The 24,693-nt window shown below is 68.5% G+C and carries 25 protein-coding genes; 12 read left to right on the forward strand and 13 right to left on the reverse strand.

Features of this window, described 5'->3' with window-relative positions; genetic code table 11:
* Positions 1-117: 117 nt before the first annotated feature.
* Both NY1_RS22535 and NY1_RS22540 read right to left on the reverse strand, forming a co-directional pair.
* Positions 118-1,680, reverse strand: coding sequence for a hypothetical protein (locus tag NY1_RS22535; protein WP_157762430.1), 1,563 nt, complete (start codon positions 1,678-1,680; stop codon positions 118-120).
* Between the two features lie 76 nt (positions 1,681-1,756).
* The gene (locus tag NY1_RS22540; RefSeq protein ID WP_067716724.1) at positions 1,757-2,359 is read right to left on the reverse strand and encodes a type IV toxin-antitoxin system AbiEi family antitoxin domain-containing protein; all 603 of its coding nucleotides are present in this window, start codon (positions 2,357-2,359) and stop codon (positions 1,757-1,759) included.
* A gap of 113 nt (positions 2,360-2,472) precedes the next feature.
* Between NY1_RS22540 and NY1_RS44050 the strand changes: the two genes are divergently transcribed.
* Positions 2,473-3,765 carry an LmeA family phospholipid-binding protein gene (locus NY1_RS44050; protein WP_084535226.1) on the forward strand — a complete coding sequence of 431 codons (1,293 nt, stop codon included), beginning with the start codon at positions 2,473-2,475 and terminating at the stop codon, positions 3,763-3,765.
* A 54-nt stretch (positions 3,766-3,819) separates the two neighbouring features.
* Here the strand turns inward: NY1_RS44050 and deoC are convergent, their stop codons facing one another.
* Complete coding sequence (deoC, locus tag NY1_RS22550) at positions 3,820-4,479, reverse strand: deoxyribose-phosphate aldolase (RefSeq protein ID WP_174567212.1); 660 nt, start codon at positions 4,477-4,479, stop codon at positions 3,820-3,822.
* Between the two features lie 71 nt (positions 4,480-4,550).
* Here deoC and NY1_RS22555 point away from each other — a divergent pair, with 71 nt between their 5' ends.
* Positions 4,551-5,093 (forward strand): GNAT family N-acetyltransferase, encoded by a 543-nt coding sequence (locus NY1_RS22555; protein ID WP_067716730.1) that lies wholly within the window; start codon positions 4,551-4,553, stop codon positions 5,091-5,093.
* Positions 5,094-5,136: 43 nt separating this feature from the next.
* Positions 5,137-6,027, forward strand: coding sequence for a formyltetrahydrofolate deformylase (purU, locus tag NY1_RS22560; RefSeq protein ID WP_067716733.1), 891 nt, complete (start codon positions 5,137-5,139; stop codon positions 6,025-6,027).
* A gap of 78 nt (positions 6,028-6,105) precedes the next feature.
* Here the strand turns inward: purU and NY1_RS22565 are convergent, their stop codons facing one another.
* From NY1_RS22565 to NY1_RS22590, 6 genes are all read right to left on the reverse strand, one after another.
* Entirely contained in the window at positions 6,106-7,104 is a 999-nt protein-coding gene (locus NY1_RS22565) for an alpha/beta fold hydrolase (RefSeq protein WP_067716736.1), read from the reverse strand.
* A gap of 238 nt (positions 7,105-7,342) precedes the next feature.
* Positions 7,343-8,320, reverse strand: a complete 978-nt coding sequence (locus NY1_RS22570; RefSeq protein WP_067716739.1) for an alpha/beta fold hydrolase — start codon at positions 8,318-8,320, stop codon at positions 7,343-7,345.
* 129 nt (positions 8,321-8,449) lie between these two features.
* Entirely contained in the window at positions 8,450-8,743 is a 294-nt protein-coding gene (locus tag NY1_RS22575; RefSeq protein WP_067717015.1) for a DUF2516 family protein, read from the reverse strand.
* 60 nt (positions 8,744-8,803) lie between these two features.
* Positions 8,804-9,469: a heparin-binding hemagglutinin gene (locus NY1_RS22580; RefSeq protein WP_067716742.1), complete on the reverse strand. Its 666-nt coding sequence runs from the start codon at positions 9,467-9,469 to the stop codon at positions 8,804-8,806.
* Positions 9,466-10,014: a helix-turn-helix domain-containing protein gene (locus tag NY1_RS22585; protein ID WP_067716744.1), complete on the reverse strand. Its 549-nt coding sequence runs from the start codon at positions 10,012-10,014 to the stop codon at positions 9,466-9,468. The genes NY1_RS22580 and NY1_RS22585 overlap by 4 nt, the downstream gene beginning before the upstream one ends.
* A 123-nt stretch (positions 10,015-10,137) precedes the next feature.
* A complete protein-coding gene (locus NY1_RS22590; RefSeq protein WP_067716747.1) occupies positions 10,138-11,478 on the reverse strand; it encodes a DUF445 domain-containing protein in 1,341 nt (446 codons plus the stop codon).
* A 148-nt stretch (positions 11,479-11,626) separates the two neighbouring features.
* On the opposite strand from NY1_RS22590, the gene NY1_RS22595 reads away from it, so the two are divergent.
* The 3 genes from NY1_RS22595 (at position 11,627) to NY1_RS22605 (ending at position 15,234) form a co-directional block, all read left to right on the forward strand.
* Positions 11,627-12,343: a TetR/AcrR family transcriptional regulator gene (locus tag NY1_RS22595; RefSeq protein WP_233434434.1), complete on the forward strand. Its 717-nt coding sequence runs from the start codon at positions 11,627-11,629 to the stop codon at positions 12,341-12,343.
* A 142-nt stretch (positions 12,344-12,485) separates the two neighbouring features.
* Positions 12,486-13,916: an ABC1 kinase family protein gene (locus NY1_RS22600; protein WP_067716749.1), complete on the forward strand. Its 1,431-nt coding sequence runs from the start codon at positions 12,486-12,488 to the stop codon at positions 13,914-13,916.
* Positions 13,917-13,992: 76 nt separating this feature from the next.
* Positions 13,993-15,234, forward strand: a complete 1,242-nt coding sequence (locus NY1_RS22605) for a saccharopine dehydrogenase family protein (protein ID WP_067716753.1) — start codon at positions 13,993-13,995, stop codon at positions 15,232-15,234.
* A 7-nt stretch (positions 15,235-15,241) separates the two neighbouring features.
* Here NY1_RS22605 and NY1_RS22610 read toward each other — a convergent pair whose 3' ends face one another.
* Positions 15,242-16,735: a hypothetical protein gene (locus NY1_RS22610; RefSeq protein ID WP_067717021.1), complete on the reverse strand. Its 1,494-nt coding sequence runs from the start codon at positions 16,733-16,735 to the stop codon at positions 15,242-15,244.
* A 272-nt stretch (positions 16,736-17,007) separates the two neighbouring features.
* Here NY1_RS22610 and NY1_RS22615 point away from each other — a divergent pair, with 272 nt between their 5' ends.
* The 4 genes from NY1_RS22615 (at position 17,008) to NY1_RS22630 (ending at position 20,098) form a co-directional block, all read left to right on the forward strand.
* A complete protein-coding gene (locus NY1_RS22615; protein WP_067716756.1) occupies positions 17,008-17,688 on the forward strand; it encodes an ESX secretion-associated protein EspG in 681 nt (226 codons plus the stop codon).
* A 49-nt stretch (positions 17,689-17,737) separates the two neighbouring features.
* Positions 17,738-18,589, forward strand: coding sequence for a polyphosphate kinase 2 family protein (locus NY1_RS22620; protein WP_067716758.1), 852 nt, complete (start codon positions 17,738-17,740; stop codon positions 18,587-18,589).
* Positions 18,590-18,743: 154 nt separating this feature from the next.
* The gene (locus NY1_RS22625; protein WP_233434435.1) at positions 18,744-19,532 is read left to right on the forward strand and encodes a DsbA family protein; all 789 of its coding nucleotides are present in this window, start codon (positions 18,744-18,746) and stop codon (positions 19,530-19,532) included.
* Positions 19,529-20,098: a vitamin K epoxide reductase family protein gene (locus NY1_RS22630; RefSeq protein ID WP_369690447.1), complete on the forward strand. Its 570-nt coding sequence runs from the start codon at positions 19,529-19,531 to the stop codon at positions 20,096-20,098. Before NY1_RS22625 ends, NY1_RS22630 begins: the two co-directional genes overlap by 4 nt.
* A gap of 1 nt (position 20,099) precedes the next feature.
* Here NY1_RS22630 and NY1_RS22635 read toward each other — a convergent pair whose 3' ends face one another.
* Both NY1_RS22635 and NY1_RS22640 read right to left on the reverse strand, forming a co-directional pair.
* Positions 20,100-21,203 (reverse strand): S1C family serine protease, encoded by a 1,104-nt coding sequence (locus NY1_RS22635; RefSeq protein WP_067716764.1) that lies wholly within the window; start codon positions 21,201-21,203, stop codon positions 20,100-20,102.
* Between the two features lie 66 nt (positions 21,204-21,269).
* Positions 21,270-22,001 (reverse strand): ZIP family metal transporter, encoded by a 732-nt coding sequence (locus NY1_RS22640; protein WP_067716768.1) that lies wholly within the window; start codon positions 21,999-22,001, stop codon positions 21,270-21,272.
* A gap of 65 nt (positions 22,002-22,066) precedes the next feature.
* On the opposite strand from NY1_RS22640, the gene NY1_RS22645 reads away from it, so the two are divergent.
* Together NY1_RS22645 and NY1_RS22650 are read left to right on the forward strand one after the other, a co-directional pair.
* Positions 22,067-23,119, forward strand: a complete 1,053-nt coding sequence (locus tag NY1_RS22645; RefSeq protein WP_067717026.1) for an NAD(P)-dependent alcohol dehydrogenase — start codon at positions 22,067-22,069, stop codon at positions 23,117-23,119.
* Positions 23,120-23,323: 204 nt separating this feature from the next.
* Complete coding sequence (locus NY1_RS22650; protein WP_084535229.1) at positions 23,324-24,493, forward strand: AI-2E family transporter; 1,170 nt, start codon at positions 23,324-23,326, stop codon at positions 24,491-24,493.
* Between the two features lie 51 nt (positions 24,494-24,544).
* Here NY1_RS22650 and NY1_RS45140 read toward each other — a convergent pair whose 3' ends face one another.
* The gene (locus tag NY1_RS45140; RefSeq protein ID WP_267888430.1) at positions 24,545-24,679 is read right to left on the reverse strand and encodes a hypothetical protein; all 135 of its coding nucleotides are present in this window, start codon (positions 24,677-24,679) and stop codon (positions 24,545-24,547) included.
* Positions 24,680-24,693 lie beyond the last annotated feature (14 nt).

The following is a 24,693-nucleotide window of genomic DNA, read 5'->3' on the forward strand; positions in this document are numbered from 1 at the left end:
ACCGCAGGCTGCGATGATCCGCGCATACCCGCGCGGATCATCGGAGCTTGTGGAGCGGAGTGCCGTTCGGGTGGGAAGTTCCGCCGTTCCGGCCGTTGTCGCCTTCTCGAGATTCAATCAGGGGGTGGGGGTGGCGATTTCGATTGCGCGGGTCAGGAGGGTGCGGGCTCGGTCTCGGGCTTCTTGGACGCTGCCGGAGAGGGCGGCGGGGGCCAGGAGGGAGCGGGGGGCGAAGGGCTGGCGCCAGAGGCCGCCGTGGGCGGCGCCTATCGCGAACAGGGCCTCGGGATTGGCGGACGGCGAGGCGATTGGATTCGATCCCGGCTGCGGGGCGTGGAGGTCGGCGACGAGTTTCGCGGCGAGCAGGGTGCGGGCGGTGGCGGGGTCGAAGACCTCTACGCCGAAGGCGGAGACGGCGCGGTAGGCCGCTCGGCGCCAGGCGGTTTCGCGGACCGCGGCGGTCCAGGCGGGTGGGGCGACCGTGTAGGAGATGGTGGTGGCGGAGTCCTGGGCGAGGACGGCGCGCCAGCGGGGGAGGCGGTGGGCGAGGGCGTAGTCGGCGCCGGAGAGGACCGGGAGGTTGTCGAAGAGGCCCCATTGGGCGCCCACGGTGTCGGTGACCGGGTTGGTGTAGTTGGGGCTGTAGACGGAGCTGGGGGCCAGGCGGTGCAGGAGATCCTGTGCGGCGCCGCGCAATCCGCGTTCGGTGAAGTGGCGGCGGGCGGCGGTGACGACCTGTTCGGGGACGGCGTAGCAGTCGGTGGGGGAACCCAGGGCGGCCAGGGCGGTGCCGGGGTGGCGGCGGAGCAGGGCTTCGGCGAGGACGTCGGACGCGGCGGCTACCCGCAGGGCGGCCGCGCCGGGGAGGCCCGCGTACATGCCGAGCACCGGGCGAAGGTCCGGGGAGCGGGAAAGCCAATGGAGCAGGGCGGGAAGGCTTTTCGCGATATCCGCGCCGGGACCGGCGGCGGTGACGGGAAAGGTCATGCGGCCCGCGCCCGCTCGGGCGTGGGTGCGCAGGCGATGCCAGCGGCTTCGGCCGGGGCGATCCACGGCGATCACCTCCGCGCCCCAGGCCAGCAGGGGGCGAACCGGGCCCAGTTCGGCTCCCGCGCCGAGTGCGATCAGCCGGAAACCCGGTAGCCGCAACCATTCCGGGTGATCGATCACCTGCTCGATCGCCGCCGCGAAGCCCGGCTCGACGATGCCGCGCTGCTCCCAGACCGCCAATTGCGCCCGCAGTTCGTCCTCCGCGAGCAGCCGCCCGCGCCACGGGATCTCCAGCCGCGGCACCGGTGCGGCCTCGCCGCGCACCTCCCCGGTATCCAGCAGGCCCGCAGCGGATTCCGCCTCCGACTCGAGCGCCTCGGCGTCGATCGCATCCAGCGATGTCACCGCCCGCCCGGACGCGAACCGCAGCATGGTCCGCGCCGATGCCAGGCCGGCCCGCGCGATTCCGAGCGACGTCTCCGGCCGGCTGACCGCCAGCGCCGTCATGTTCCGGAACAGCCGATGATGCCGATGCCGCCAGTCCCGGCACGTCTCCACCGACTGCGCGAGGTCCGCGTCGAACTCCCGCACCGCGTCCGCCACCACGGCGGCGGTGACCATATCGGAAACCCGATCCGGCGGTCCGGGCGGAAAAACCAGGTCCCACATGCCATCACCGACGGTCCCCATGATCAGCACCCTGCCACGAAACCGGTCCCCGCAAAACTCGAAACCTCGCTGTGCAGTCTCACCACCGGGGACGTCTTCAGGCCCGGGTCAGGGCGCGATGCAGCCGGGCCGCCGTCTGCGGGGGCAAAGTGGTACTGGCGGAACGAATTTCGGCGCGCGCACAGCGATGGATAGCGACCGCGTCGGCCACCACCTCGTCGAGAGCGGCCTGACCGATGCCCGCTTCCGCCAGGTCGAGCACGGTGCGGAGCGGGGTGGTCACGAGAAAGGTACCGGCCGATTCGACCTCGTTGCGGGCGAAGGCGCGGCGCAGCACGACCAGGCGGGGGGACAGCGGAAACCGGCCGACCCGGGCGGACATGTGTACGAAGCGCGGGCGCAGGCGGCCCAATCCGTGCAGTTCGGCGGCACTGTGATGGGAGACGGCGGCGGCCCCGTCGAACCAGGCCGACCACATGGCGTATTCGTCGAGCGGGCCGTCCGGCCATTGCGACAGCCGGAGCAGTCCCACCCCGGCGCGCATGACGCTGCCGTCGCGCAGACCGTCCCGGATCCGGGCTTCACATCCGGTGCGCAGCACTTGGCGGGTGGTGAAATACCCCGCGTGCTGCCCGGCCACTTCTTGCAGCGCCTGCCAGCCGTGCTCCGGGTCCGGCTCCGCTGCGGGCTTCCCAGCCATACCGATCAGGCTACGCCAGCCTCCTGTGTGTTATGTCACAATCGGCCGGGGTGACGCGACACCCTCACCGGAAGCACAGAACTCGCACAGAAAGCTCGGGAACAATCGGGCCCATGAGTTCGAAACCCACCTCGGACGACGCGACCGCCCACGGCCCGGAGACCGGCGCCTCGTCCGGTACGGACGACAAGACGCTACGTACGGGCGGCGGGCCCGAAAACGGCGGTGGCGAAACCGAAGTGATCGCCCCCGGACCGGGGGCGACGCCGCAGCCCGCGAACGACGCCGCGCCCACCGAGGCGCTCGGCGGCACGGGACAGAACTGGTGGGACACCGAGCAGGAGCAGCACACCCAGGTGCTCGACGCGCAGCGCCCCGATGCCCAGCCGACGCAGGTGCTCGGCGCGAACGCCGGAGCCACGCAGGTGCTCGGACCGCAGAGCGGCGCGCCGTACGGCACTACCGGATCGCAGCCCACCGAAGTGCTCGGCGCGGGCTTCACCGCACCGCAACCCGCGGAGGCGGGGCCGAATCCGACCCAGGTGCTCGGCGCGGGTGAATTCGGAACCACCGGGCCGCATTCCACCCAGGTGCTCGGCGAGCCGGTCGGCGCCTACCCGGCGGGCCCGGGCGGCACGCCCCCGCCCGGCACTCCCCCGCCGACGAAGGTCGGTGGCGGAGAAGGCGGTTCGGGCAAGGTGCGGCGCACGCGGCGCACCGTGCTCATCGTCGCCCTGGTGGTGGCGCTGCTCGCGGTCGGCGGCGTGGCGGCCGGCGAGGTCTACACCCGGCGCACCATGGAGAACTGCATCAGCTCGCAGTTCGAGAAGGAGATGGGCACCAGCATCGACGTGTCCTTCGGCTGGAAACCGCTGCTGCTCACCATGTTCGACAACAAGGTGTCGTCGGTGACGGTGGACAGCGAGGACAGCAAGTTCGGTCCCGCGCAGGGCATGGACGTGCACGCCAAGTTCAACGACATCGAGGTCAAGGACAACGGCAAGGGCGGCGGCACCATCGGCAGCTCGACGGCCGACGTCACCTGGAGCACCGACGGCATCGTGAAGACCATGGGCGGCTTGGTTTCCGGCGCGAAGGGCGATCCGGCCAATGGCACCCTGGACTTCGCCGTGCTCGGCGGGCTGGCCGAACTGCAGGTGAAGCCCAAGATCGTCGGCGACAAGGTCGAGGTGGAGACCATCCAGGCCTCACTGCTCGGCTTCGGCCTGCCCACCGATCTGGTCTCGGGCATCGTGCAGCTCATGACCGAGAGCCTGCAGAGCTACCCGCTCGATATGAAGCCCACCAAGGTCGAGGTCACCAACGACGGCCTGAAGGTGCACCTGGAAGGCGGGCGCACCGAGCTGCAGTCCGCGAACGGCCAGAGCACCACGGTCAGCTGCTGATTCGCCGATGACAGCCCGCCAGGCACCCTGGCGGGCCGCATCCGGGCGCGCCGATCAGCCCGGAAAGCCTTCCAGCACTTCGCGGCTGCGCGAGAGCCCCAAACGGGTGGCGCCCGCCGCAATCATCGCCGCCGCCGCGGCCGCGTCCCGGATGCCGCCGCTGGCCTTGACGCCCAGCCGGTCGCCGACCGTCTCCGCCATCAGCCGCACCGCGTGCGCACTGGCGCCGCCCGCGGGGTGAAAACCCGTGGAGGTCTTCACGAAATCCGCGCCGGCCTTCTCGGCGGCCAGACAGGTCTGCACGATCGCCTCGTCGCTCAGCGCCGCCGATTCGATGATCACCTTGAGCAGCGCGCGATCCCCGACCGCCTCGCGCACCGCGATGATGTCGCCCAGCACCGCGTTGTAATCACCCGCGCGCGCCGCGCCCACATCGATGACCATGTCCACCTCGGCGGCGCCCTGTTCGACCGCCAGCCGCGCCTCCGCGCCCTTCACCAGCGAATGATGTTTGCCGGAGGGAAAACCCGCGACGGTCGCGACCACCAGCCCGGGGGCGCGCACCGGCAGCATCGAGGGCGACACGCAGATCGCGAGCACCCCCAGCTCGCGCGCTTCCTCGATCAATGCCGAAACATCCGCGGCGGTCGCTTCCGGCGCGAGGAGGGTGTGATCGATCATCGCCGCCACGTCCCGGCGGGAAATCTCAGCCATGAGCACCGAGTTTGGCATATGCGTGGCGAATTTCGTTGCGAGCCGCCACCGATCTCGCGCACACTCGTAGTGTGCTGATCCGTCGTGAACGTACCGGCGACGCCGCCGCGATCGACGCGGTGCACCGCAGCGCATTCGCCCGCCAGTACGCCGCCGCCAACGGCGAGACTGCGGCCGGTGCCATCGAACCGCCGGAAGTGAGCCTGGTCAGGCAGCTACGCGACCACTCCGGGTGGATGCCGACGCTGTCCATGGTGGCCGAATTCCGGGACCAGGTGGTGGGCCACGTCTGCCTCACCCGGGCCGGCATCGGGCCGTTCCCGGTGCTGGCGCTCGGGCCCATCGGCGTGCGCGCGGACCAGCAGGGCGCGGGCGTCGGCTCCGCGCTCATGCACGCCGCGCTCGGCGCGGCCGAAGCCCTCGACGAGCCCCTGGTGGGTCTGCTCGGCAGCCTCGATTACTACCCCCGCTTCGGCTTCGTGCCGGGCATCCGGCTGGGCGTGGTCCCCGACCAGGCCGACTGGACCTCGCACTTCCAGGTGCGCCCGCTGGCGGCCTACGACTCCGAGATCAAGGGCGAGTTCCGCTACGCCGAACCCTTCTACGAGCTGTAGCGGAGCTGACCCGGCAATTCGCCGGCACATCGGGGCTGGGACTATGTCCGGTATGAGTTCCACCCCCGATGACCGCCGCTACGTGCTCACCCTGGGCTGTCCGGACCGTCCCGGCATCATCGCCCGCATCACCTCGTTCATTGCCGACTTCGGGGGCTCGATCGTCGAGGCCGGATACCACTCCGACCTGGACACCGGCTGGTTCTTCACCCGGCAGGCGATCAAGGCGGCGACGGTGCCGTTCTCGCTGGAGGAACTGCGCGACCGGTTCACCGCGGTGGCGGCCGAGCTGGGACCGGACACCGAATGGCAGGTGCACGACACCGGGGCCAAGCGCCGGGCGGTGCTGCTGGTCAGCAAGGACGGGCACTGCCTGCACGATCTGCTGGGCCGGGCGGCGTCGGGTGAACTGCCCGCCACCATCGAGGCCGTGATCGGCAATCACCCGGATCTGGCGGCGATGACCGAGGCGCACGGCATCAAGTTCCACTACGTGCCGTTCCCGAAGGATCCGGCCGAGCGCGGGCCGGCGTTCGAGCAGGTGCGGGAACTGGTGGACGCGCACGATCCGCACGCGGTGGTGCTGGCGCGGTTCATGCAGGTGCTGCCGGAATCGCTGTGCGAGCACTGGGCAGGGAAGGCCATCAATATCCATCACAGCTTCCTGCCGTCCTTCGTCGGCGCGCGGCCGTACCACCAGGCGTTCGCGCGCGGGGTGAAGCTGATCGGCGCGACCTGCCACTACGTGACGGCCGAGCTGGACGCGGGGCCGATCCTGGAACAGGACGTCACCCGCATCGATCACGCGGATACGGTGCACGACATGGTGCGCCAGGGCCGCGATATCGAGCGCGTGGTGCTGGCGCGCGGGCTGCGCTGGCATCTGGAAGGCCGCGTGCTCGTGCACGGCCGCCGCACCGTCGTTTTCGACTGACGAGCCGCGAAAAGCCGAACGCCCCTTCCGCACCGGAGTACGGAAGGGGCGTTCTTCTTGCGGCCGTGATCTTTTCGATCAGCCCGCGACGGCGACGTTGCCGCGGCGGCCCGAGCGGATCACGCGGTGCAGCTCGCTGTTGAAGGCCTGCTCGGCCTCGATGTTCACCAGGTGCCCGGTGGGCAGGATGGTGTAGCGATCCAGGTAGCCGGCGGCCGCGAGGGTGTCGGCGATCTCGCGCGAATGCAGTTCCGGCAGCAGGCGATCCGACGAACCGGCGATGACCGTGGTCGGCACGGTCAGGTTCGCGGCGGCGCCGTGCAGGTCCAGCCGCAGCAGGCCGCGGGCCACGGCCGCACGCGCCGACGGGCGGCAGGAGCGGACGATCGAGGTGCCGAAGGCGACCTGATCGGCGGTGGCGGTCCTGGTCATCAGGCGGCTCTTGGCGACCATGTGCACCGCGCGGCCGCCGGGCAGCGGGAGCGGGGTGCCGAACATGACCTTGGCGACCCAATCCGGCGCGGGCACCACGTCATTGAGGAAGGGGATGACCGTGGCGCGGCCCGGGATCTCGCGGGCGGCGGTGGTGGCCAGCAGCACCGCGGAGGCGCGCCGGGCGACCTGTTCCGGGTAGTGCTTGGCCCAGGCCTGAATGGTCATGCCGCCCATGCTGTGCCCGGCGAGCACCGCGCGCTGGCCCGGGCGCAGCACCGCGTCCAGCACCGCGACGAGGTCGTCGGCGAGCTGTTCGGAGCCGAAAGCCCGGGTGCCCATGGTGGATTCGCCGTGGCCGCGCTGATCGTAGGCGACCACGCGGTATTCGCCGGCGAAGGCATTGATCTGGGGGTTCCAGTATTCGATGGCGCAGGACCAGCCGTGCACGAGGACGATGACCTCGCCGTCGGCGGGACCGTAGGCGTGCACCCGCAGTTGCGCGCCATCGGGGGTGGTGACGGGAATGACCGCGTCCGGTTCCGGGGTATTGAACGACTCGGTCGCGTAGGTGCGGGACCGCAGTGCGGTTCGGAAGGGGGCGGTCAGCATGTCGGCGCCCGCCTCAGGCAGCTTTACCAGCATGAGCACTCCTTTGTGTTCCAGGCCACACTACCGCGCTAGCAGTAGTGCTTGCTAGTGCAAGCGGCAAGATATTTCGATCCTGCCGCATTGCGGCCCGCCTTTCCGGGATACCCGTTCCGGCACAGCGGCATTCCTGCTTTTTCGCGCTCGGACCAGGGGACTTCTGTTATCTACAACACAGTTTGGGGCGGATTCATGCCCCGGATAAGGACCCCAAGGGGTGGGAAATCCCACCCGCTCAGGCCCCCACCGCCGTCGCAATCCCGAACGCCGCCTTGGCAATCCGCGCGAGTTCGCCGTTGAACTCCGCATAGGCCTCGACATTGCCGAGATGGCCGGTCGGCAGGATTCGGTAGCCGTCCAGACTGCCGGTCGCGGTGAGCATTTCGACGATCCGCTCCGAATGCACCACGGGCGTCATGTCATCCAGCGATCCGGCGATGACGGTGGTCGGCACGGTCAGGTTCGCCGCGCCCCGGCCCACATCCAGGTAGGACAGCAGGGTGCCGAACTTGCCGCGCACCCGCGCCGGGCAGGAGCGCACGATGTTCAGACCGAAATCGGCGATATCGCCGACCGAGTTCAGGCTCATGATCTGCCGCCGGAAGACCCACTTCATCGGCGCGACCGGCGGGAACAGCACGGGCGCGCTCAAGCCGAGCAGGCCCAGCACGAAGGGCAGCTTGGCCAGGCCGCGATTGAAGAACGGCACCACGGTGGTCTCGGCGATGAGATCGCCCGCGGCGGTATTGGTCAGCAGCACCGCGTGCGTGCGCCGCTCGACCTGCTCCGGATAGCGCCCGGCCCAGCCCTGAATGGTCATGCCGCCCAGGCTGTGTCCGACCAGCACGGCCTTCTGCCCCGGCTTCAGCGCGGCGTCCAGCACGGCCGAAAGGTCGTCGGCGAGCTGGTCGGTGGTGAGCGGCGCGGTGCCGAGGTCGCTCCCGCCGTGCCCGCGCACGTCGTAGGCGACCACGCGGTATTCACCGGCGAAGGCATTGATCTGGGGATTCCAGTATTCGAGGCAGCAGGTCCAGCCGTGCACCAGCACGATGACATCGCCGTCGGCGGGGCCGTAGGAGTGCACCCGCAGGCGGGCTCCGTCGGTGGCGGTGACCGGGATGACCTCGTAGGGCCCGGCGGGCGGGTTCAGGTCCGCATTGCCGTAGGTCCGGGTCCGCAGGTCGGCCCGATGGTTACGCAGCATTGCGCGCATGGGGACACTCCTTTGTGTTACTCCTCGATACAGTAACCCTGCGCACACCGTGCTAGCTAGAGCAAGCACCAAAAAAAAATTCGGCCGCCACCCGAACGGGTGACGGCCGAAAGCCTGGAAAGGGCGCTGCTACCAGCGCGGACCCCGCTGGATCTCGTCCACCTTGGGCCGCACATCGGCGAGATACACACCGGTCGCGACCACGGCCGCGATGCCCAGGATGCCGATCAGCGGCATGAAGAACAGGAAGACCAGCGCGACGGCCAGGATAGCGATCCACACCGGTTTGGTCAGCTTGTCGACCGCGGTGAAGGCATCCGGCCGCTGCCTGATCGCGTGCACCAGCGCGAACACCGTCATGGCTATCGCACCTAGTTGCAGCACCCACAGAATGAAATCCGGAATCGCGTTCACCTGCCCCATCATACGAGCGAAGCCCCCGGGTACCAGCTGTACACGGGGGCTTCGGGCGAACGAATCGCGTTACTTCTTGGCGGCCGGAGCAGCCTTCTTCGCGGGGGCCTTCTTGGCCGGAGCCTTCTTGGCCGGCGCGGCCTTCACGGGAGCCTCGGCCGGCTCGGCCTCGGTGGTCACGCCCACGACCTCGGCGTCGACGGTCTCGACGACCGCCGCGGTCTCTTCCTTGGCGCGGCCCAGCAGCGGCGAGACCTGATCGGAGACCTTGCCGAACACGTCCTGGGTCTGCGCGACCAGGTCGTTGTAGAAGCTCTCGGCCTGACCGATGCGCTCCTCGAAGGCCGGGTTGGTGCGCAGCTTGTCGACCGCCTCCTCGCCGCGGGCGGCCAGGTCGGCGTACAGGTCCAGCAGCTGGTGGTAGTACTGGTCGACCAGCTTGCGCAGCTCTTCCGGGGTGGCCTTCTCGCGCAGCTCGGCGAGGTCCTCGGGGAGCTCGGACGGCAGCGCCTGCACGCGCTGGCGCAGGGTCTCGAACTGGCCCTGGGCGTCGGCCGGCAGGTTGGCGAAGCGCTCGCGGGCCTCTTCCACGCGGCCGGTCACGTCGACGGCGGCGGCGCGATCCTTGAGCTGCGCGTAGGCGTCGAGGACGGCGGCGTACACGGCGTCGCCCGCACCCACGGTGGCGTAGATCGGCTTGGTCACGGTAGCGGTGCTGATCTTGGGTTCGGTCATGATGTTTCGTTCTCCTGGCGTGGCGGAACTTCGGTCGTGCGGTGCGGAACCTCGTTGTCCCTCAGGGCATCGCTGCCCTGGATCCCCCCGGGAACGCCCCCTTGGTGGTCCGTCGCGTCCCCTTCGTTCTCGTTCGCCTGGTTCTCGCGGCGAAACGATTCGTAGATGTCCAGCAGCACCTGCTTCTGACGTTCGGTGAGACCGTCGTCGTTCAGCAGGGCGTCCCGGACCGGACCGTGCGGCCTCTGCTCGAGGTACCCGGCCCGCATGTACAAGACCTCCGAGGAGACCCGCAGACCCTTGGCGATCTGCGCGAGTACCTCAGCGGACGGGTTGCGCAGCCCTCTCTCGATCTGACTGAGATACGGGTTGCTCACCCCCGCCAGCGCGGCGAGCTGGCGCAGCGAGACCTGAGCGGCTTCGCGTTGCGCCCGGATGAAGCCCCCGATGTCGTGAGCCGCGCTGGCTACGCGGCCCGACCGATCTTCGGCGGCGGACGTCTCCGTGCCGTCGTTCGGTTCGGGAACCTCGGGGTCGTGTGTCATCACTCACCTTCCGGCGGTTGTAGGGCCAATTCTAGAACGGGGTGCTAACTCTTGCAAGCAGTCTGTTAGCACCATTACGGCTAACGCCCGGCGCCACGCCCGCGAGCCATTTTGGACAATCGTTCAGCCATTGAACAGCAAATGTGAAATGGCGTAGATCGCGAGGCCCGCCAGGGAACCCACCACCGTGCCATTGATGCGAATGAATTGCAGATCCTTGCCGGCCGCCAATTCGATCTTGCGACTGGCCTCGTCCGCGTCCCACCGGGCAACGGTGTCGCTGACCAGCGTCGCGAACTCGGCGCCGTAGTTGGCGACGAGATACCGGACGCCGCGCTCCAGCCACCCGTCCACCTTGTCGCGCATCGCCGGATCTGTCGAGAGGCGCTCGCCCAGCTGCTGCACGTTCTCGGCGACCTTGCGGCGCAGCGTGGAGTTCGGATCGTCGGCCGATTCCAGGATCATCCGCTTGCCGGCGCGCCAGGTGGCGTGCGCCATCCCGGTGATCTCCTGCCGGCCCATGAGCTCAGTCTTGATCTTCTCGGCCTTCTTGATCATCGCGTCGTCGAATTGCAGATCGTGCGCGAAATCCTCCAGGAAACGATTCGCCGCCAATCGCACTTCATGATCGGGCTGCGTCCGCACCTTCCAGGTGAATTCCACCAGCTCGCGATAAATGCGTTCGGCCAGCAGTGAATTCACGAATTTCGGGGCCCAGGAGGGCGCGTCGCGATTCACGATGCGATCGAGGGTCTCCTGCGAATCCAGGGCCCACTGGTGCGCGCGCTCGGCCAGCAGATCCAGCAGCGGCGCCTGGCGGTTGTCGGCGATGAGCTCGTTGAGCACCTTGCCGATGGGCGGCCCCCACAGCGGTTCGGCGATGCGCTTGACGATGGTCTGGTCGATGATCTGCTCGACGTCCTCGTCCCGCAGCGCCCCGACGACCGCGCGCAGCAGGGTGGAGCTCTCGTCCGACACCCGCGCGGCGTGCTCCGGATCGGCCATCCAGCGGCCCAGCCGGAAGGAAATCTGCGCCGAATTCAATTTCGCCGCCACCGCGTCCGGGGAGAGGAAATTGGTCCGCACGAAATCGCCCAGGCCCTCGCCTACTTGATCTTTCTTCTTACGGATGATGGCGGTGTGCGGAATGGGGATACCGAGCGGATGGCGGAACAGCGCGGTGACCGCGAACCAGTCGGCGAGCGCGCCGACCATGCCCGCTTCCGATGCGGCCTTGAGATAACCCACCCATTCGCCGCCGTTCCCGCGCGATTGGTACCACGCGCAGAACAGGTAGATGAGGGTCGCCGTCGCGAGGAAGCCGGTGGCGATGGCCTTCATCCGCCACAGTTCGCGCTTCTTGCCCTCTTCGTCCAGCAGGTCGGCAAACGCCCCGCCGGAGGTGGTGACCGGTTTCGTCGTCTTCGCTTCGAGTACCCCGGCACTGCCGGCAGGTTGCTCCATAAGCTCCATTCTGCTGGTTTCTCCGACAAGTTCTCGGCCACCGGGCCGGTCCCGATCGGCGACCAGCGGACGCATGCGAGGCTTAAGCTGAATAGGCCCAGCACAACCCGCGAACGAGGAGTCCACCCTGTCGACTACGAAGGGCACCGTGAGCGCCGCCATCGACGCCGCCGGAGGCACCCGCGGTACCGGCGGTCGGGTGGACGGCCGTAAGCGCCGCTGGCAGCAGCACAAGATCGACCGCCGGGAAGAACTGGTGGACGGCACCCTCGCCGCCATCCGCAAACGCGGGGGCGACGCGGGCATGGACGAGATCGCCGCCGAGATCGGCGTCTCCAAAACGGTCCTGTACCGGTATTTCTCGGACAAGCAGGATCTGACCCGCGCCACCATGGAACGGTTCATCGAGACCACGCTGATGCCGCGCATCTACGAGGCCATCAGCGACGATCTCGACGAATATCAGCTGGTCCGCAATACTTTGGCCGCCTATGTGCACACGGTCGACGAGGACACCGACGTCTACCGCTTCATCATGGGCAACGGTTCCTCCACCGACACCTCCACCCTCGCGGATTTCGAGAAGCTGTTCGCACAGGTGGTGTCGGCGGTCATCATCGACAAGGCCTTCGACCGCGGCGTGCAGACGGAAGGCGCGATGCTGTGGGCGTATGTGCTCGTCGGCGGCGTGCAATTGGCCACCGACTGGTGGATCTCCAACCGCACCATGTCCGTCGAGGAGATGCTGGACTACCTGACCATGATGGCGTGGAGCGCCGTCGAGGGCATGGTCCGGGCGGGCGGCGACCGCGCGTGGTTCAACTCCAAGCAGCATGTGCTGCCGGACCCAGAGAATACTGACTAGTTCGTAACGCTCCGCGAAATCCGTCCCTTCCTGCACTGGGCTGGAAGATCTGGATGTGGTTAGGCTGACTAGCGGCGGCACTTCAGGGGTGGTCCGCCGCGTCGGCACCAACGGGGGTGTTGGCTCCAATGGAGGGTCACTGATGGCGAAAGAGCTGCCTACTTCCAGGCTCGCGCGGGGGACCAAACTGGGCATGGCCGTGGCCGGCAATGCCATCCGGGCGCAGAAGACCCGACGTTCCATGCGCGGCAGATCCGAGGCGGTGCGCGCCCGGATGGCCGAGGAATCCATCATTCGGTCCACCGAGCAGATGGTCATGGTGCTGGGCACCATGAAGGGCGTCGCCATGAAGCTCGGGCAGATGCTCTCGGTGCTGGATCTGGATCTGGTGCCGCCGGAGCATCGCGAACGCTTCCAGCGCCGGCTGGCCGTGCTGCGCGACAGCGCGCCGAGCGTCTCGTTCGAGACCATGGCCGCGGTCATCGAAGAGGATTACGGCAAGCCGCTTTCCGAGGTGTTCGCCGAATTCGAATCCGAGCCGATCGCCGCCGCCTCCATCGGACAGGTGTACCGGGCCACGCTGCACGACGGGCGGGTGGTCGCGGTGAAGGTGCAGTACCCGGGCGTCGACGCCGCGGTGCGCGCGGATCTGAAGAACCTGGCCATGTTCCGGCGCATCCTGCAGTCGGCCATGCCGTGGGTGACCCCGGCGGTGCTGGACGAGCTGCGGCTGAACCTGGAGAGCGAACTGGACTACGTCGCCGAGGCGACCACCCAGGCGCGCATCGCCAAGGTGTTCGCGGGGCATCCGTTCATCTTCGTGCCGGACACCATGCCGGAGCTGTCCACGCAGCGGGTGCTGGTGAGCGAGTACTTCCCCGGCAAGGGTTTCGAGGAGATCCGGCAGCTGCCGGCGGCGGAGCGGGACCGGATCGGCGAGATCATCTACCGGTTCTACGTGGGCTCGCTGTTCACCTTCAACGAATTCTGCGGCGATCCGCATCCGGGCAATCTGCTGCTGGGCGCGGACGGGCGGGTGGCGTTCCTGGACTTCGGGCTCTACAACCTGATGGATCCCGAGCACGTGCAGTTCGAGGCCACCTGTATCCGGGCGGCGGCCGAGGAACGCGCAGAAGACCTGCGGGACCTGATGATTGCGCGCGGGGTGATCGACGACGAGGACGAGATCACGCCCGAGGAATGCCTGGAGTACGTGCTCGCCGCCTGTGAATGGGCGCTCATCGACCAGGATCTGACCATTACGCCGGAACTTGCTTCCGGCGCTTTCGTGCTGGCGGTGGATCCGCGGGCGAGCGAGTTCTCGGAGATGAAGCAGCAGAATCTGCCGCCGGAGCATCTGTTCTCGCGGCGCGCGGACTTCCTGACCTTCGGCATGCTGGGGCAATTGGAGGCCACCGGGAACTGGCATCGGATCGCCCGGGAGTGGTTGTACGGCGACGCGCCCGTCACCGAACTCGGTCGCGCCCATCACGAATGGCTGGCGGGCCGCCCCAAGCCGGATCCGGCCACGGCCCCCGCCAAGAAGACCCGCAAGCGCACCGCGAAAGCGTGACGGACCTCGGAACTCTCGAGGGCTCTCAGGGGCTTCGCCCCTGAAACCCCAACTTCAGGAAGCAGCGAGGAAGACCATGGCAGACAGGGAATTCGACCTAGTCCTATTCGGGGCTACCGGTTTCGTCGGCAAGCTGACGGCCGAGTATCTGGTGGGCGCGGCGCCCGCCGGGGCGCGGATCGCGCTGGCGGGCCGGTCGCCGGAGAAGCTGGCCGCGGTGCGCGCCGAGCTGGGGCCGCAGGCGGCGGATTGGCCGCTGGTGCAGGCGGATTCGAATGATCAGGCGAGCTTGAACGCGCTCGCGGCGCGGACCAAGGTGGTGGTGACCACGGTCGGACCGTACCTGCGTTACGGGCTGCCGCTGGTCGAGGCGTGCGCCGAGAACGGTACGCACTACGCGGATCTGACCGGTGAGCCGCTGTTCATCCGGGAGTGCATCGACCGCTTCGGCGAGCGGGCCGCAGCGACCGGCGCGAAGATCGTGAATTCCTGTGGCTACGACTCGATTCCGTCGGATCTGAGCGTGTACCAGCTGTACAAGCGCACCGTCGCGGACAATACCGGCGAGCTGACCGACACCACCCTGGTCGCCTGGCTCAAGGGCGGGGTCAGCGGCGGCACGGTGGATTCCGGCCGCGCCATGATGGAGGCCATCGCGGCCGATCCGTCCAAGGCCTCGGTCATGTCGCACCCGTATTCGCTGAGCCCCGACAAGTCCATGGACCCCGATGTCGGCCGCCAGACCGATCAGGCGCTGCAGCGGGCGTCGAGCATCGACCCGAGCCTGCACGGGTGGGTGTCCACCTTCATCATGGCCGCCCACAACACCAAGATCGTCCGCCGTTCCAATGGCCTGCTCGGCTGGCCGTACGGCAAGAACTTCCGCTACCGCGAGGTCATGAGCGCCGGTTCCGCCCCCACCGCCCCGCTGGTCGCGGCCGGCATGGCGGGCGGCATCGTGGCGACCATGGCCGCGGGCGCGGTCCTCTCGCGCGTCGGCCTGGGCCGCAAACTGCTCGACCGGATCGTCCCAAAGCCGGGCACCGGCCCCAGCGAGAAGGCCCGCAACAGCGGCTGGTTCACCATGCGCACCTTCGCCCACACCACCTCCGGCGCGAAGTACGAATGCACCTTCGCCGGCAAGGGCGACCCCGGCTATCAGGCCACCTCGGTCATGCTCGGCCAAGCCGGCCTCTGCCTGGCCTTCGACCAGCTCCCCGAACTGGCAGGCATCCTGACCCCCGCCTCGGCCATGGGCGACGCCCTCACCGACCGCCTCCGCAAGGCCGACATCACCATCGAGGTCGAACGCGGCTGAGCCTCGGCTACGCGCCGTCGCGCAGCGCGATCAGGCCGCCGAGTACGCCCAGGTAGGCGGCGCCGTCCGGGCCGAGGGCCAGACCCGCGTAGTTGTTGTTGTATTGCGGGCCGGAGCCGGATCGGCGCTGCCACACCAGGTTTCCGGTGTGGAAGTCGAGGGTGGTCCAGTACCAGGGATCGGTGACGTCGGTGCCCTTGGTGTAGGTGTAGATCAGGCCGGTGGCGAGCGACAGTTTCGGCACCACGGTGGGGGCGGCGGCGGTGTCGTTGGTCCATACGAGATGGCAACCGCTGCCGTCGGGTTCGATGTCCACGCGGGCGAAGCCGGGGGTGGTGGTCTGGCCGGCCAGGGTCGCCTCCGGCCCGGTGTAGCCGTAGTTGTTCTCCACGATCAGCGAATTGCCCGCGCCGATCAGCGAATTCTCGGTACTGCCCGCGCCTTTCGCGAAGACCGGCACGGCGCACACCTCGCGTTGCGCGGCCGCCGCGGCGGTGCGATAGACGACCACGTTCATGGGATCGGCATTGTCGGTGATGGCCACGTACCCGCCGGGCAGCACGGTCGGCGTGGTCCCGGTGCCGTCGTCCACCTGCCCGGGCTTGTGCTGCCCGCTGTTGGCGTAGGTGACCCGCCAGGTGATCGCGGGCGAGCCGTCGGGCGCGGCGTCGAACCGCAGCATCTCGCGATTGGTGGCGATGTACACGTCACCCTCGGCCCCGACCGCGAAGGAGTTCTCGATCTCCCCTTCCGCCCCGTCGCCGAGCCGGATCGCCCGCACCGCACCGCTTTCCGGATCGATGGTCCCCACCACGCCATCGGTCTTGGCCACGAACCACAGCCGCCCGGTGGCGTCCGGCAGCACCGAGTTGAGCGTCTCGCCGGGGCGCAGCACCCCGGTCAGGTCGTAGTCGCGTTCGAGGGTGAACCCGTCCGCGCCCGCGTTCTCGGCGAGCACCAGCACGTGCCCGGTGCTCAGCCCGATCACGGCGCGATCGGCCTGATCGAGGTAGAAGTACGCTCCCCCACCGAAATTCGTGAACGCGCCCGGCTTCAGGAATTCCCCGGCCCCGCGCCCCGGCAGCGGGTATTTGCCCAGCACCCGCAGCGCGCCCGGATCGATCAGGTACAGACCGGGATTCAGCCCCGGGCAGGTGGCCACGATGCGCCCGGCCCGATCGAAGGCGATGGACCCGCACTCGCTGCCCAGCAGCAGCGAATCCACCCGGGTGTCGCGGCCGAGCGGTCCCGGCCGGGTGTAGGTGTCGCTCATCCACCCGTCGTTGTGGATGCCGGAGTCGCCGTTGCCCGCCAGCCCCGGATGCCGCGGCACGGCGGGCACGCCGGTGACGGGCCGTGCCACCGCGGGCGTGCCGAGGAATTCGGCTCCGGTCGCGGGCAGCGCGGGGATGGGCGCGGCGGCGGCGATTCCGGTTCCGGCGCTGACAATTACGGCTCCGGCACCGACAAATCGTGCCATCCGCATGCGGGCGGTCGCCATCGCCACCTCCGGGTTCCCGATCGTGGCGCGCGGCCACACAACAGCTGGTCAATCGACCGGACGGGCTCGATCCGCACGTCCCGGGCGGGAACCCTACCGGGCGTTTGCCGGATTCGAGTGGCTTGTCCGACGAACGGCGACCGGCCGACCCCTCGGGTAGGGTCGCGATCGGGACGGAGGATCGCACCAAGGAAAGGGGGGACACCCGATATGTCCACTTCGGACATCGGGTCAGGTTCGACTGGCCCCGCCTCCACCGGAGGCCGGCCACAGTGAAATGGATCCTGACCCCCGATGAGTTCGCACTGGTCTGGACCCGTGAAACGCAGCGTGATCGCCACCCCTATCCGCTCGACACCATGCCGCCCGCTCCGGAGAACCCCGACGCCACACCGCGTTTGGCGCATCGCTATCTGCGCCGCACCGATCCCGACCTGGCCGCCGCGCTGGCCCTGTGCGCCCGCAGCGACACCACCACGGTCACCCTCTACGGCGAGCGCACCGCGCCCGAGTCCGGCCGCATCCTGGCCTTCGCCGCCGTCGCCCAGCAGCGCGCGGGCATTCTGGTCGGCCTGCCCGACACCGTGACCGTATCGGTTTGTCCCGCCGAGCAATTGGGCCGGGAGCTGGTCGAGATCATCGGCTCCGCACCGCCCGGCCGGCTCGCCCCCATGCAGGAGGCGCAGAGCGCGGTACTGCAACCCGATCCCGCCGCCGATCCGGCCGGCGCCGACCGCTTCCGCAGCAAGCTGCGCGATCCGGTGGACGGCCGCGGTTTCATCACCGTCTCGGTGGAACCGGCCAATCCGCTGTCCCCGCCGACCCGCCATCGCACCTGGCTGGATTTCTCCGGCGACGGCCGCTATCTGCTGACCACCGCCGCGGATCTGACGCTGGCTCCGGTCAGCGACGAGGAGTTGGCGGACCATTTGGTACGTCTCGCCCGGGTCTGATTCGGCGAGGTTGCCTGCGCGAATGGTCACCTCGTGTTAACCATGGAGGATGGCGAAAGCGACTACCTGGTCGAAACCGGTTTCGAAAGCCCTGCGCGCCGACGGCGTCCAGGTGAAGGATCTGAACACCGCGGCAACCCCCGGATTCAAAGGCGATAAGAAAGCCGGCGAGAAATATCTCGAGGAACGCCGCGCGGTGCTCTCCGATCTCCAGGAAAAGCTCTACGCCAACGGCCGCTCCGGCGACACCCGCAATGTGCTGCTGGTGCTGCAGGGCATGGACACCGCCGGCAAGGGCGGCATCGTCCGGCACGTGATCGGCTCGGTCGACCCGCAGGGCGTGGACCACGCGGCCTTCGGCGTGCCGACCGCGGAGGAGAAGAAGCACCACTTCCTGTGGCGTATTCGCAAGCAACTGCCCAAGGGCGGGCAGATCGGCGTCTTCGACCGCTCGCACTACGAGGACGTGCTGGTGGTGCGGGTGCACGATCTGGTGCCGCCGGAGGTGTGGGGCAAGCGCTACGACGAGATCAACAAGTTCGAGCGCAAGCTGGCCGACGAGGGCACCACCATCGTCAAGGTGGCCATGTTCGTCTCGCTGGACGAGCAGAAGAAGCGCCTGGCCCAGCGGCTGGAGCGGGCCGACAAATACTGGAAGTTCAATCCGGCCGATATCGACGAGCGGGCGTACTGGCCCGCGTATCAAGAGGCCTACCAGGCCGTTCTGGATCGCACCAACACCGACTACGCCCCGTGGTTCGTACTGCCCTGCGATTCCAAGTGGTACGCCCGCCTGGCCGTCACCGAATTGCTGATCGACGCGCTGCAGGGCTTGAAGCTGGATTGGCCGCCCGCCGATTTCGATATCGAGGAACAGAAACGGCGGCTGGCCCGGGCGTGATCCCTGTCGCTCGCGCGGGTGAACTCTGACCCGCCGGGCCCCCGCGGCCTGCGCCGACCCGGTGCAGGCCGTGACCGCATGCGGTTTCACTAGGAAACTCTCAGGTTTGCGGGCAAAGATGGGGCCCGCAGGACGTGACACGACGGAAGGCGTGGTGAGCGCTCAGGTGAACAAGAAATCCGGCAACAATCCGCTGGCCAAAGCGGCGCAGGCCGATCGCAATCGGAAGGTGCTGATCCAGGTCGGCGTGGCCGTGGTCCTGGTCGGCCTGGTGGCCGCCATCGGCATCGGATTGGCAATGCGCAAGTCCGACAAGGACTCCGGCGGCGACGGCGCCAGCGCCTTCGCCCCGACGGTCACCAGTTCGGGCGCGATTCCGCCGAATGTCACCGCCGGCGGCGCGATCCGCATCGGCAAGGCCGACGCCAAGGTGCGCGTCCAGGTCGTCGCCGACCTGCAGTGCCCCGCCTGCCAGATGTTCGAGCAGGCCAATGCCAAGACCCTCGAGGAGGAGGTGGCCAATGGCACCGCGTCCGTCGAGTACAACATCATCTCGTTCCTGGATCGCGCCTCCAATGGCAACCAGTACTCCAGCCGCGCGGCCAATGCCGCCTACGTGGTCGGCTCGGCCGATCCGTCGAAGTTCCAGAACTGGCTGGCCACCATGTTCGCCAAGCAGCCCAAGGAGGGCGGCAACGGCATGACCGACGACCAGCTGATCCAGATCGCGAACGAGGCCGGATACACCGATCCCGCCATCGCCGACGCGATTCGCGGCAACAAGTACGCCCAGTACGTCAAGGACGAGACCACCGCCGTGTTCGGCACCGGCCTCAAGTCCACGCCGAGCGTGTACGTGGCCGGCAAGCAGGTCACCGACGGTCAGTCGCTGATGAGCCAGGGCGGGTTGAAGCCGGTCATCGAGGCCGCGGCGAAGCAGTGATCGCCGCGGCTCCCCCCAAGTCCGCCTGGCCGTTGCTGCTGGGCGGACTGATCGGCTGGATCGCGTCGGTGACGTTGCTGGTCGACAAGTTCAAGCTCTTCACCGAACCCGGGTTCAAACCGCTGTGCAGCATCGATCAGGTGGTGGCCTGTACGACCATCATGGAATCGGATCAGGCGGCGGCGTTCGGGTTCCCGAATCCGATCATCGGCGTGGTCGGTTTCTCGGTGGTGGTGACGCTCGGGGTGCTCGCGGTGGCGGGCATCGGTTTCCCGACATGGATCTGGGGCGGGCTGTGGATCGGCCTGGCCGCCGGGATGGGATTCATCGGCTGGCTGATCTATCAGGCGGTCTTCCAGATCCACGCGTTGTGCCCGTGGTGCATGGTGGTGTGGGCGGTGACGCCGGCGCTGCTGGCCATCGTGACCGGGCAGCTGTGGGGCCGGTCGAAGGGACTTTTGCAGATCATCATGGAATGGCGGTGGACCGTGGTCGCCGTCTACTACGCCGTGGTGATCCTGATCGTCTACATCCAGTTCCAGGATTACTGGGCCGAGAAGCTCTGAATCAGTTGGGCGGGCCGGCGGTGAGCGTCACGCTCACCGTCCGCTGCGCTCCCCCGGGCTCCGAAATCTCCAGCTGCACAGCGTCTTCGGGCTTGTGCAGGTTCAGCGCCGACTTCAGCGCCTGGGTGTTCGCGATCGCCCGGCCGTCGACGGCGGTGATCACCTCCCCCTCGGCGAGCCCCGCCGCGTAGGCGGGCTGCCCGAACACCGCGACGTCGATGCGCGCCCCCACCGGTTTGGCGTCCGAGGTGATGATGCCCAGCGTCGCCGTCGGCCCCACGTGCACGCTGTCGGTCGGTGTGCCGGAACGGATCTGGCGGACCACGCGCATGGCGGCGTCGATCGGCACCGCGTACCCGTTCGGCCCGCGGCCCAGCGCCTTCTGCATTTCCCCCGAGGCGGCCGTGACCACCCCGACCACCGCCCCGTACCGGTCCACCAGCGCCCCGCCGGACTGCCCGGCCGCCACCTGCGCCGCCACTTCGATCATGCCGCGCAAGGATTTCCGGGACAGGTCCGCCGAATTGCGCGCCACGATGGACGAATCCAATCCGGTGATATTGCCGCCCACCGCGGTCGGCGAGCCGGTGCCGCCCGCGTTCCCGATGGCCAGCACCTCGTCGCCCAGGCGCAACGGCGCGGAACTGCCGATCCGCGCCACCGGGAGGTCGCTGGCCCCCGACAGCTCCAGCAGCGCGATATCCGCGCCGGAGTCGTACCCCAGCACGACGGCCTGATACACCGCCCCGGTGCCGATATCCGAAACCGATACGGTGTCCGCCCCTTTGATGACGTGATGGCTGGTCAGCACCTGCCCCTCGGCGGTGAGCACGATGCCGGACCCGGCCGCGCCGACCCCGTACGGCCGCAGCCCCGCGGTGATGTTCACCAGTGCGGGCTCGACCTCGCCGGACACCAGCGTGGCGTCCAGCGGCGGCAGCGGCGGCCCGACCAGCCCGGCGGTGCTGGTCTGCGCGCCGAACGACCAGCGGGCGAATTCGCCGTGGTAGCCGAGGAAGGCGGTGCCGGCCAGGACGGCCGCGACGATCAGGGCGAGGACGCGGCCGCCCCAGCTGGGTCGCGTCCGGCGCGAGTCGTCGTACATGGACCCTCCCGACTGCTGTTCGCCCGCCGGCTTCGAGCGTCTGTTATCTACTGGTGTACCAGTTTTTCAATGGCTCAGTGCGGCGATCCCGAGCATGAAGAGCACCCCGGCCAGGGTGCAGAACAGCGGTCCTTTGGCGGGTTTGCCGGCATGTGCCTCGGGCAGGATGTCGGCGGTGGCGAGGTAGAGCAGGAAGCCCGCGAAGTAGCCGAGGTAGAGCCCGACGAGTTCCGCCGGGACCTTTACCAGGGTGCCGATGATCGCGCCCACCACCGGTGCGACGGCGTCCAGGCCGAGCATGATCAGGCCGCGTTTGCGGGCATTGCCGTACAGCGTGGTGATGGTGAAAGTGTTGAAGCCGTCGGCGAAGTCGTGGCAGATCACCGCGATGGCCACCGCCGCGCCGATCGCCGAACCGGCCTGATACCCGAACCCGATGCTGAGCCCGTCCAGCGTGGAATGGAACACCAGCCCCGCGCCCGCCAGCAAACCCACCGAGGCGAAATCGTGGTGGTGCGAACCGAATTCGTCCTCGTACCCGGTGTGGATGGCCACCGTGCGCTCGATGATGTGCACGGTGAAGAACCCGGCCACCGCGGCCAGCAGCGGAATCGGCACCCCGAGCGCGCTGCCGGTCTCGGCTTCCAGGGCCTCCGGCATCAGGTCGAAGGCGACCACGCCCAGCATGACGCCCGCGGCCAGGCCCAGCACCAGGCGTTTGCGCTCGCCGATGCGGACGGCCAGCAGACCGCCGATCAGCGTCGCGCACATGGAGACCAGGGACAGCAGAATGGCCATCGAACCAGCATGCCGAGCGGTTGCCGGTCCTTCGGCACGCCACACCGCGTGCCATGCTGGAATCCATGAGCACTGCTGCCGCGTATGCCGTATCCAGTCCCGAGGGGCCGTTCGAGAAGGTCGCCGTCGAGCGACGGGAGCTCGGACCGCACGATGTGCTGATCGACGTGAAATACGCCGGTATCTGCCATTCCGATATTCACACCGCCCGTGACGAGTGGGGCGGCACCCGGTATCCGTGCGTGCCGGGGCACGAGATCGCCGGGATCGTGGCCGCGGTCGGGTCCGAGGTGGTCCGGCACCGGGTCGGGGATCGGGTCGGCGTGGGCTGCATGGTCGATTCGTGCGGCAAATGCGCGCCCTGCCTGGCCGGTGAGGAGCAGTACTGCGTGCCGGGGGCGACCATGACCTACAACTCGCCGGTGCCGGAGACGGCGCAGGCGGGCGGGTACACGCTCGGCGGGTACTCGACGCAGGTGGTGGTGACCGAGGGGTTCGTGGTGTCGATTCCGGAGGGGATCGGGCTGGATGTGGCCGCGCCGCTGCTGTGCGCGGGGGTCACGCTGTTCTCGCCGCTGCGGCATTGGAACGCGGGGCCGGGCAAGAAGGTCGCCATCATCGGGATGGGCGGGCTCGGGCATATCGGGGTGAAGATCGCCGCCGCCATGGGGGCCGAGGTGACGGTGCTGTCGCAGTCGCTGTCCAAACAGGAGGACGGGAAGAAGTTCGGGGCGGCGCACTACTACGCGACCGGGGACCGGCAGACGTTCAAGGACCTGCGCGGGCGGTTCGACCTGATCCTCAACACCGTCTCCGCGGATCTGCCGATCGACAGCTACCTGAAGCTGCTGGCTTTGGACGGCACGCTGGTGATTCTCGGCCTGCCCGAAAAGCCGTTGGAGGCCAAGCCTTTCACCCTCGCCGGCTACCGTCGCTCGCTCGCGGGTTCGATGATCGGCGGCGTCGCCCAGACCCAGGCCATGCTGGACTTCTGCGCCGAGCACGGCATCGGCGCCGAAATCGAGGTCATCTCCGCCGACCGCATCGACGAGGCCTACGACCGCGTGATCGCCAGCGACGTCCGCTACCGCTTCGTCATCGACGCGGCGACGATGTAGTAGGTACAACTCTCGAAACTCTCAGGGGCTTCGCCCCTGAAACCCCCTGGGAGAGGGGTGGTGTCCGCGGGTCGCGCCGCCTCCTCACCTCCCGGGGGTGGATAGTGTCCGCGAGTCGCGCCGACTCTGCCCCCCGGTGCCGGCGGCGCCGAGGGCCGCGCGCCGCTCCCGGTGTGAAAGGCGGTCGCCGACTACGTTGGCCGTGTGTCCGAGGATGATCGTGCTCCCGAGGAAGACCTAGCGCCCGAGCCGGTTCCGGTTTCGGCGGTGCTGCCGCCGTGGCTGCCGCGTGCGTATCTGCTCGCGGCGGTCACGGTGGCGGCGGTGGTCGTCACCTTCTGGGTGCTGTTGCAGTTGCGCGGGCTGCTGACCGTGCTGGTGGTGTCGCTGTTTCTGGCGTTCGCGATCGAACCGGCGGTGAACTGGCTGGCGAGCAAGGGGTGGAAGCGCGGGCCGGCCACCGGAGCGGTGTTCGCGGGCGTGCTGGTGGTGCTGATCAGTTTCGTGTGGACGCTGGGTGAGCTGGTCGTCGAGCAGGTGACCTCGCTGGTGCGCAATGCCCCGCGCTATGCCGACGACACGGTGGATTGGATCAATTCGACCTTCCACACCGAACTTTCGGCCGCCGATATCACCGAGCGGGCCGGTGAGGTGAGCTCCTCGCTGGAGGGGTACGTGGTGGGGCTGGCCGGGGATGTGTGGGGCATCGGCACCACCGCCATCGGGGTGATCTTCCAGGGGCTGGGGGTGCTGCTGTTCACCTACTACTTCGCCGCGGACGGGCCGCGTTTCCGCAATGCCGTGTGCTCGCTGCTGCCGCCGCAACGTCAGGTACCCGTGCTGCGGGCCTGGGATATCGCGGTCGAGAAGACCGGCGGCTACCTGTATTCCCGTGCGCTGCTGGCACTCTGCTCGACCGTCGCCCACTACGCGGCCATGCGGATCATCGGGATTCCGTCGGCGTTCGCACTGGCCATCTGGGTGGGCGTGGTCTCGCAGTTCATCCCGACCGTCGGCACCTACCTGGCCGGGGCGCTGCCGGTGGTGGTGGCGCTGGCGCAGCAGCCGCGCGACGCGCTCTGGATTCTGGCGTTCATCGTGGTGTATCAGCAGTTCGAGAACTATGTGCTGCAACCGCGCATCACCGCCACCACGCTCGATATGCATCCGGCGGTGGCCTTCGGGGCGGTGCTGGCGGGCGCGGCATTGTTCGGCGCGACGGGCGCATTGCTCGCGATACCCGTGACCGCCACCGCGCAGGCGTTCATCGGCGCGTACATCCGGCGCTACGAGGTGGTGCCGCCGGACGTCGCGAAACCCCAAGCCCGCCCACGCAAATCACTGCGAGACCGATTCCGTTCCGCTCCCTCCTGAACCTGCCGCCCGCCCGGCTCGTAGTACCGGGTGATCGGTGGCCGCCGTGCGCTACCCGCCGACCGGTTGGAGGCGGATGTCGACCGGCGGGGTGGAGCCCACCACCTCGAAGAAGGGGGTGTGGGGGTGAAACCCCCACACCTTTCCTTCGGCCAAGGGCCGGATCACGGCGTACTGTGACTGCACGGCGCGTGTATCAG

It is taken from the genome of Nocardia yamanashiensis NBRC 100130 (assembly GCF_001613325.1).
GTDB lineage: Bacteria > Actinomycetota > Actinomycetes > Mycobacteriales > Mycobacteriaceae > Nocardia > Nocardia yamanashiensis.

Excerpts from the sequence above, each read along its gene's own strand:
- NY1_RS22565 (WP_067716736.1), bottom strand. The coding sequence starts at position 7,104 with ATGCTGGTAAAGCTGCCTGAGGCGGGCGCCGACATGCTGACCGCCCCC.
- NY1_RS22570 (WP_067716739.1), bottom strand. The coding sequence starts at position 8,320 with ATGCGCGCAATGCTGCGTAACCATCGGGCCGACCTGCGGACCCGGACC.
- NY1_RS22640 (WP_067716768.1), bottom strand. The coding sequence starts at position 22,001 with ATGGCCATTCTGCTGTCCCTGGTCTCCATGTGCGCGACGCTGATCGGC.
- NY1_RS44050 (WP_084535226.1), top strand. The coding sequence starts at position 2,473 with ATGAGTTCGAAACCCACCTCGGACGACGCGACCGCCCACGGCCCGGAG.
- NY1_RS22575 (WP_067717015.1), bottom strand. The coding sequence starts at position 8,743 with ATGGGGCAGGTGAACGCGATTCCGGATTTCATTCTGTGGGTGCTGCAA.
- NY1_RS22580 (WP_067716742.1), bottom strand. The coding sequence starts at position 9,469 with ATGACCGAACCCAAGATCAGCACCGCTACCGTGACCAAGCCGATCTAC.
- NY1_RS22600 (WP_067716749.1), top strand. The coding sequence starts at position 12,486 with ATGGCGAAAGAGCTGCCTACTTCCAGGCTCGCGCGGGGGACCAAACTG.
- NY1_RS22540 (WP_067716724.1), bottom strand. The coding sequence starts at position 2,359 with ATGGCTGGGAAGCCCGCAGCGGAGCCGGACCCGGAGCACGGCTGGCAG.
- NY1_RS22585 (WP_067716744.1), bottom strand. The coding sequence starts at position 10,014 with ATGACACACGACCCCGAGGTTCCCGAACCGAACGACGGCACGGAGACG.
- NY1_RS22590 (WP_067716747.1), bottom strand. The coding sequence starts at position 11,478 with ATGGAGCAACCTGCCGGCAGTGCCGGGGTACTCGAAGCGAAGACGACG.
- NY1_RS22645 (WP_067717026.1), top strand. The coding sequence starts at position 22,067 with ATGAGCACTGCTGCCGCGTATGCCGTATCCAGTCCCGAGGGGCCGTTC.
- NY1_RS22610 (WP_067717021.1), bottom strand. The coding sequence starts at position 16,735 with ATGGCGACCGCCCGCATGCGGATGGCACGATTTGTCGGTGCCGGAGCC.
- purU (WP_067716733.1), top strand. The coding sequence starts at position 5,137 with ATGTCCGGTATGAGTTCCACCCCCGATGACCGCCGCTACGTGCTCACC.
- NY1_RS22620 (WP_067716758.1), top strand. The coding sequence starts at position 17,738 with ATGGCGAAAGCGACTACCTGGTCGAAACCGGTTTCGAAAGCCCTGCGC.
- NY1_RS22535 (WP_157762430.1), bottom strand. The coding sequence starts at position 1,680 with ATGGGGACCGTCGGTGATGGCATGTGGGACCTGGTTTTTCCGCCCGGA.
- NY1_RS22605 (WP_067716753.1), top strand. The coding sequence starts at position 13,993 with ATGGCAGACAGGGAATTCGACCTAGTCCTATTCGGGGCTACCGGTTTC.
- deoC (WP_174567212.1), bottom strand. The coding sequence starts at position 4,479 with ATGGCTGAGATTTCCCGCCGGGACGTGGCGGCGATGATCGATCACACC.
- NY1_RS22635 (WP_067716764.1), bottom strand. The coding sequence starts at position 21,203 with ATGTACGACGACTCGCGCCGGACGCGACCCAGCTGGGGCGGCCGCGTC.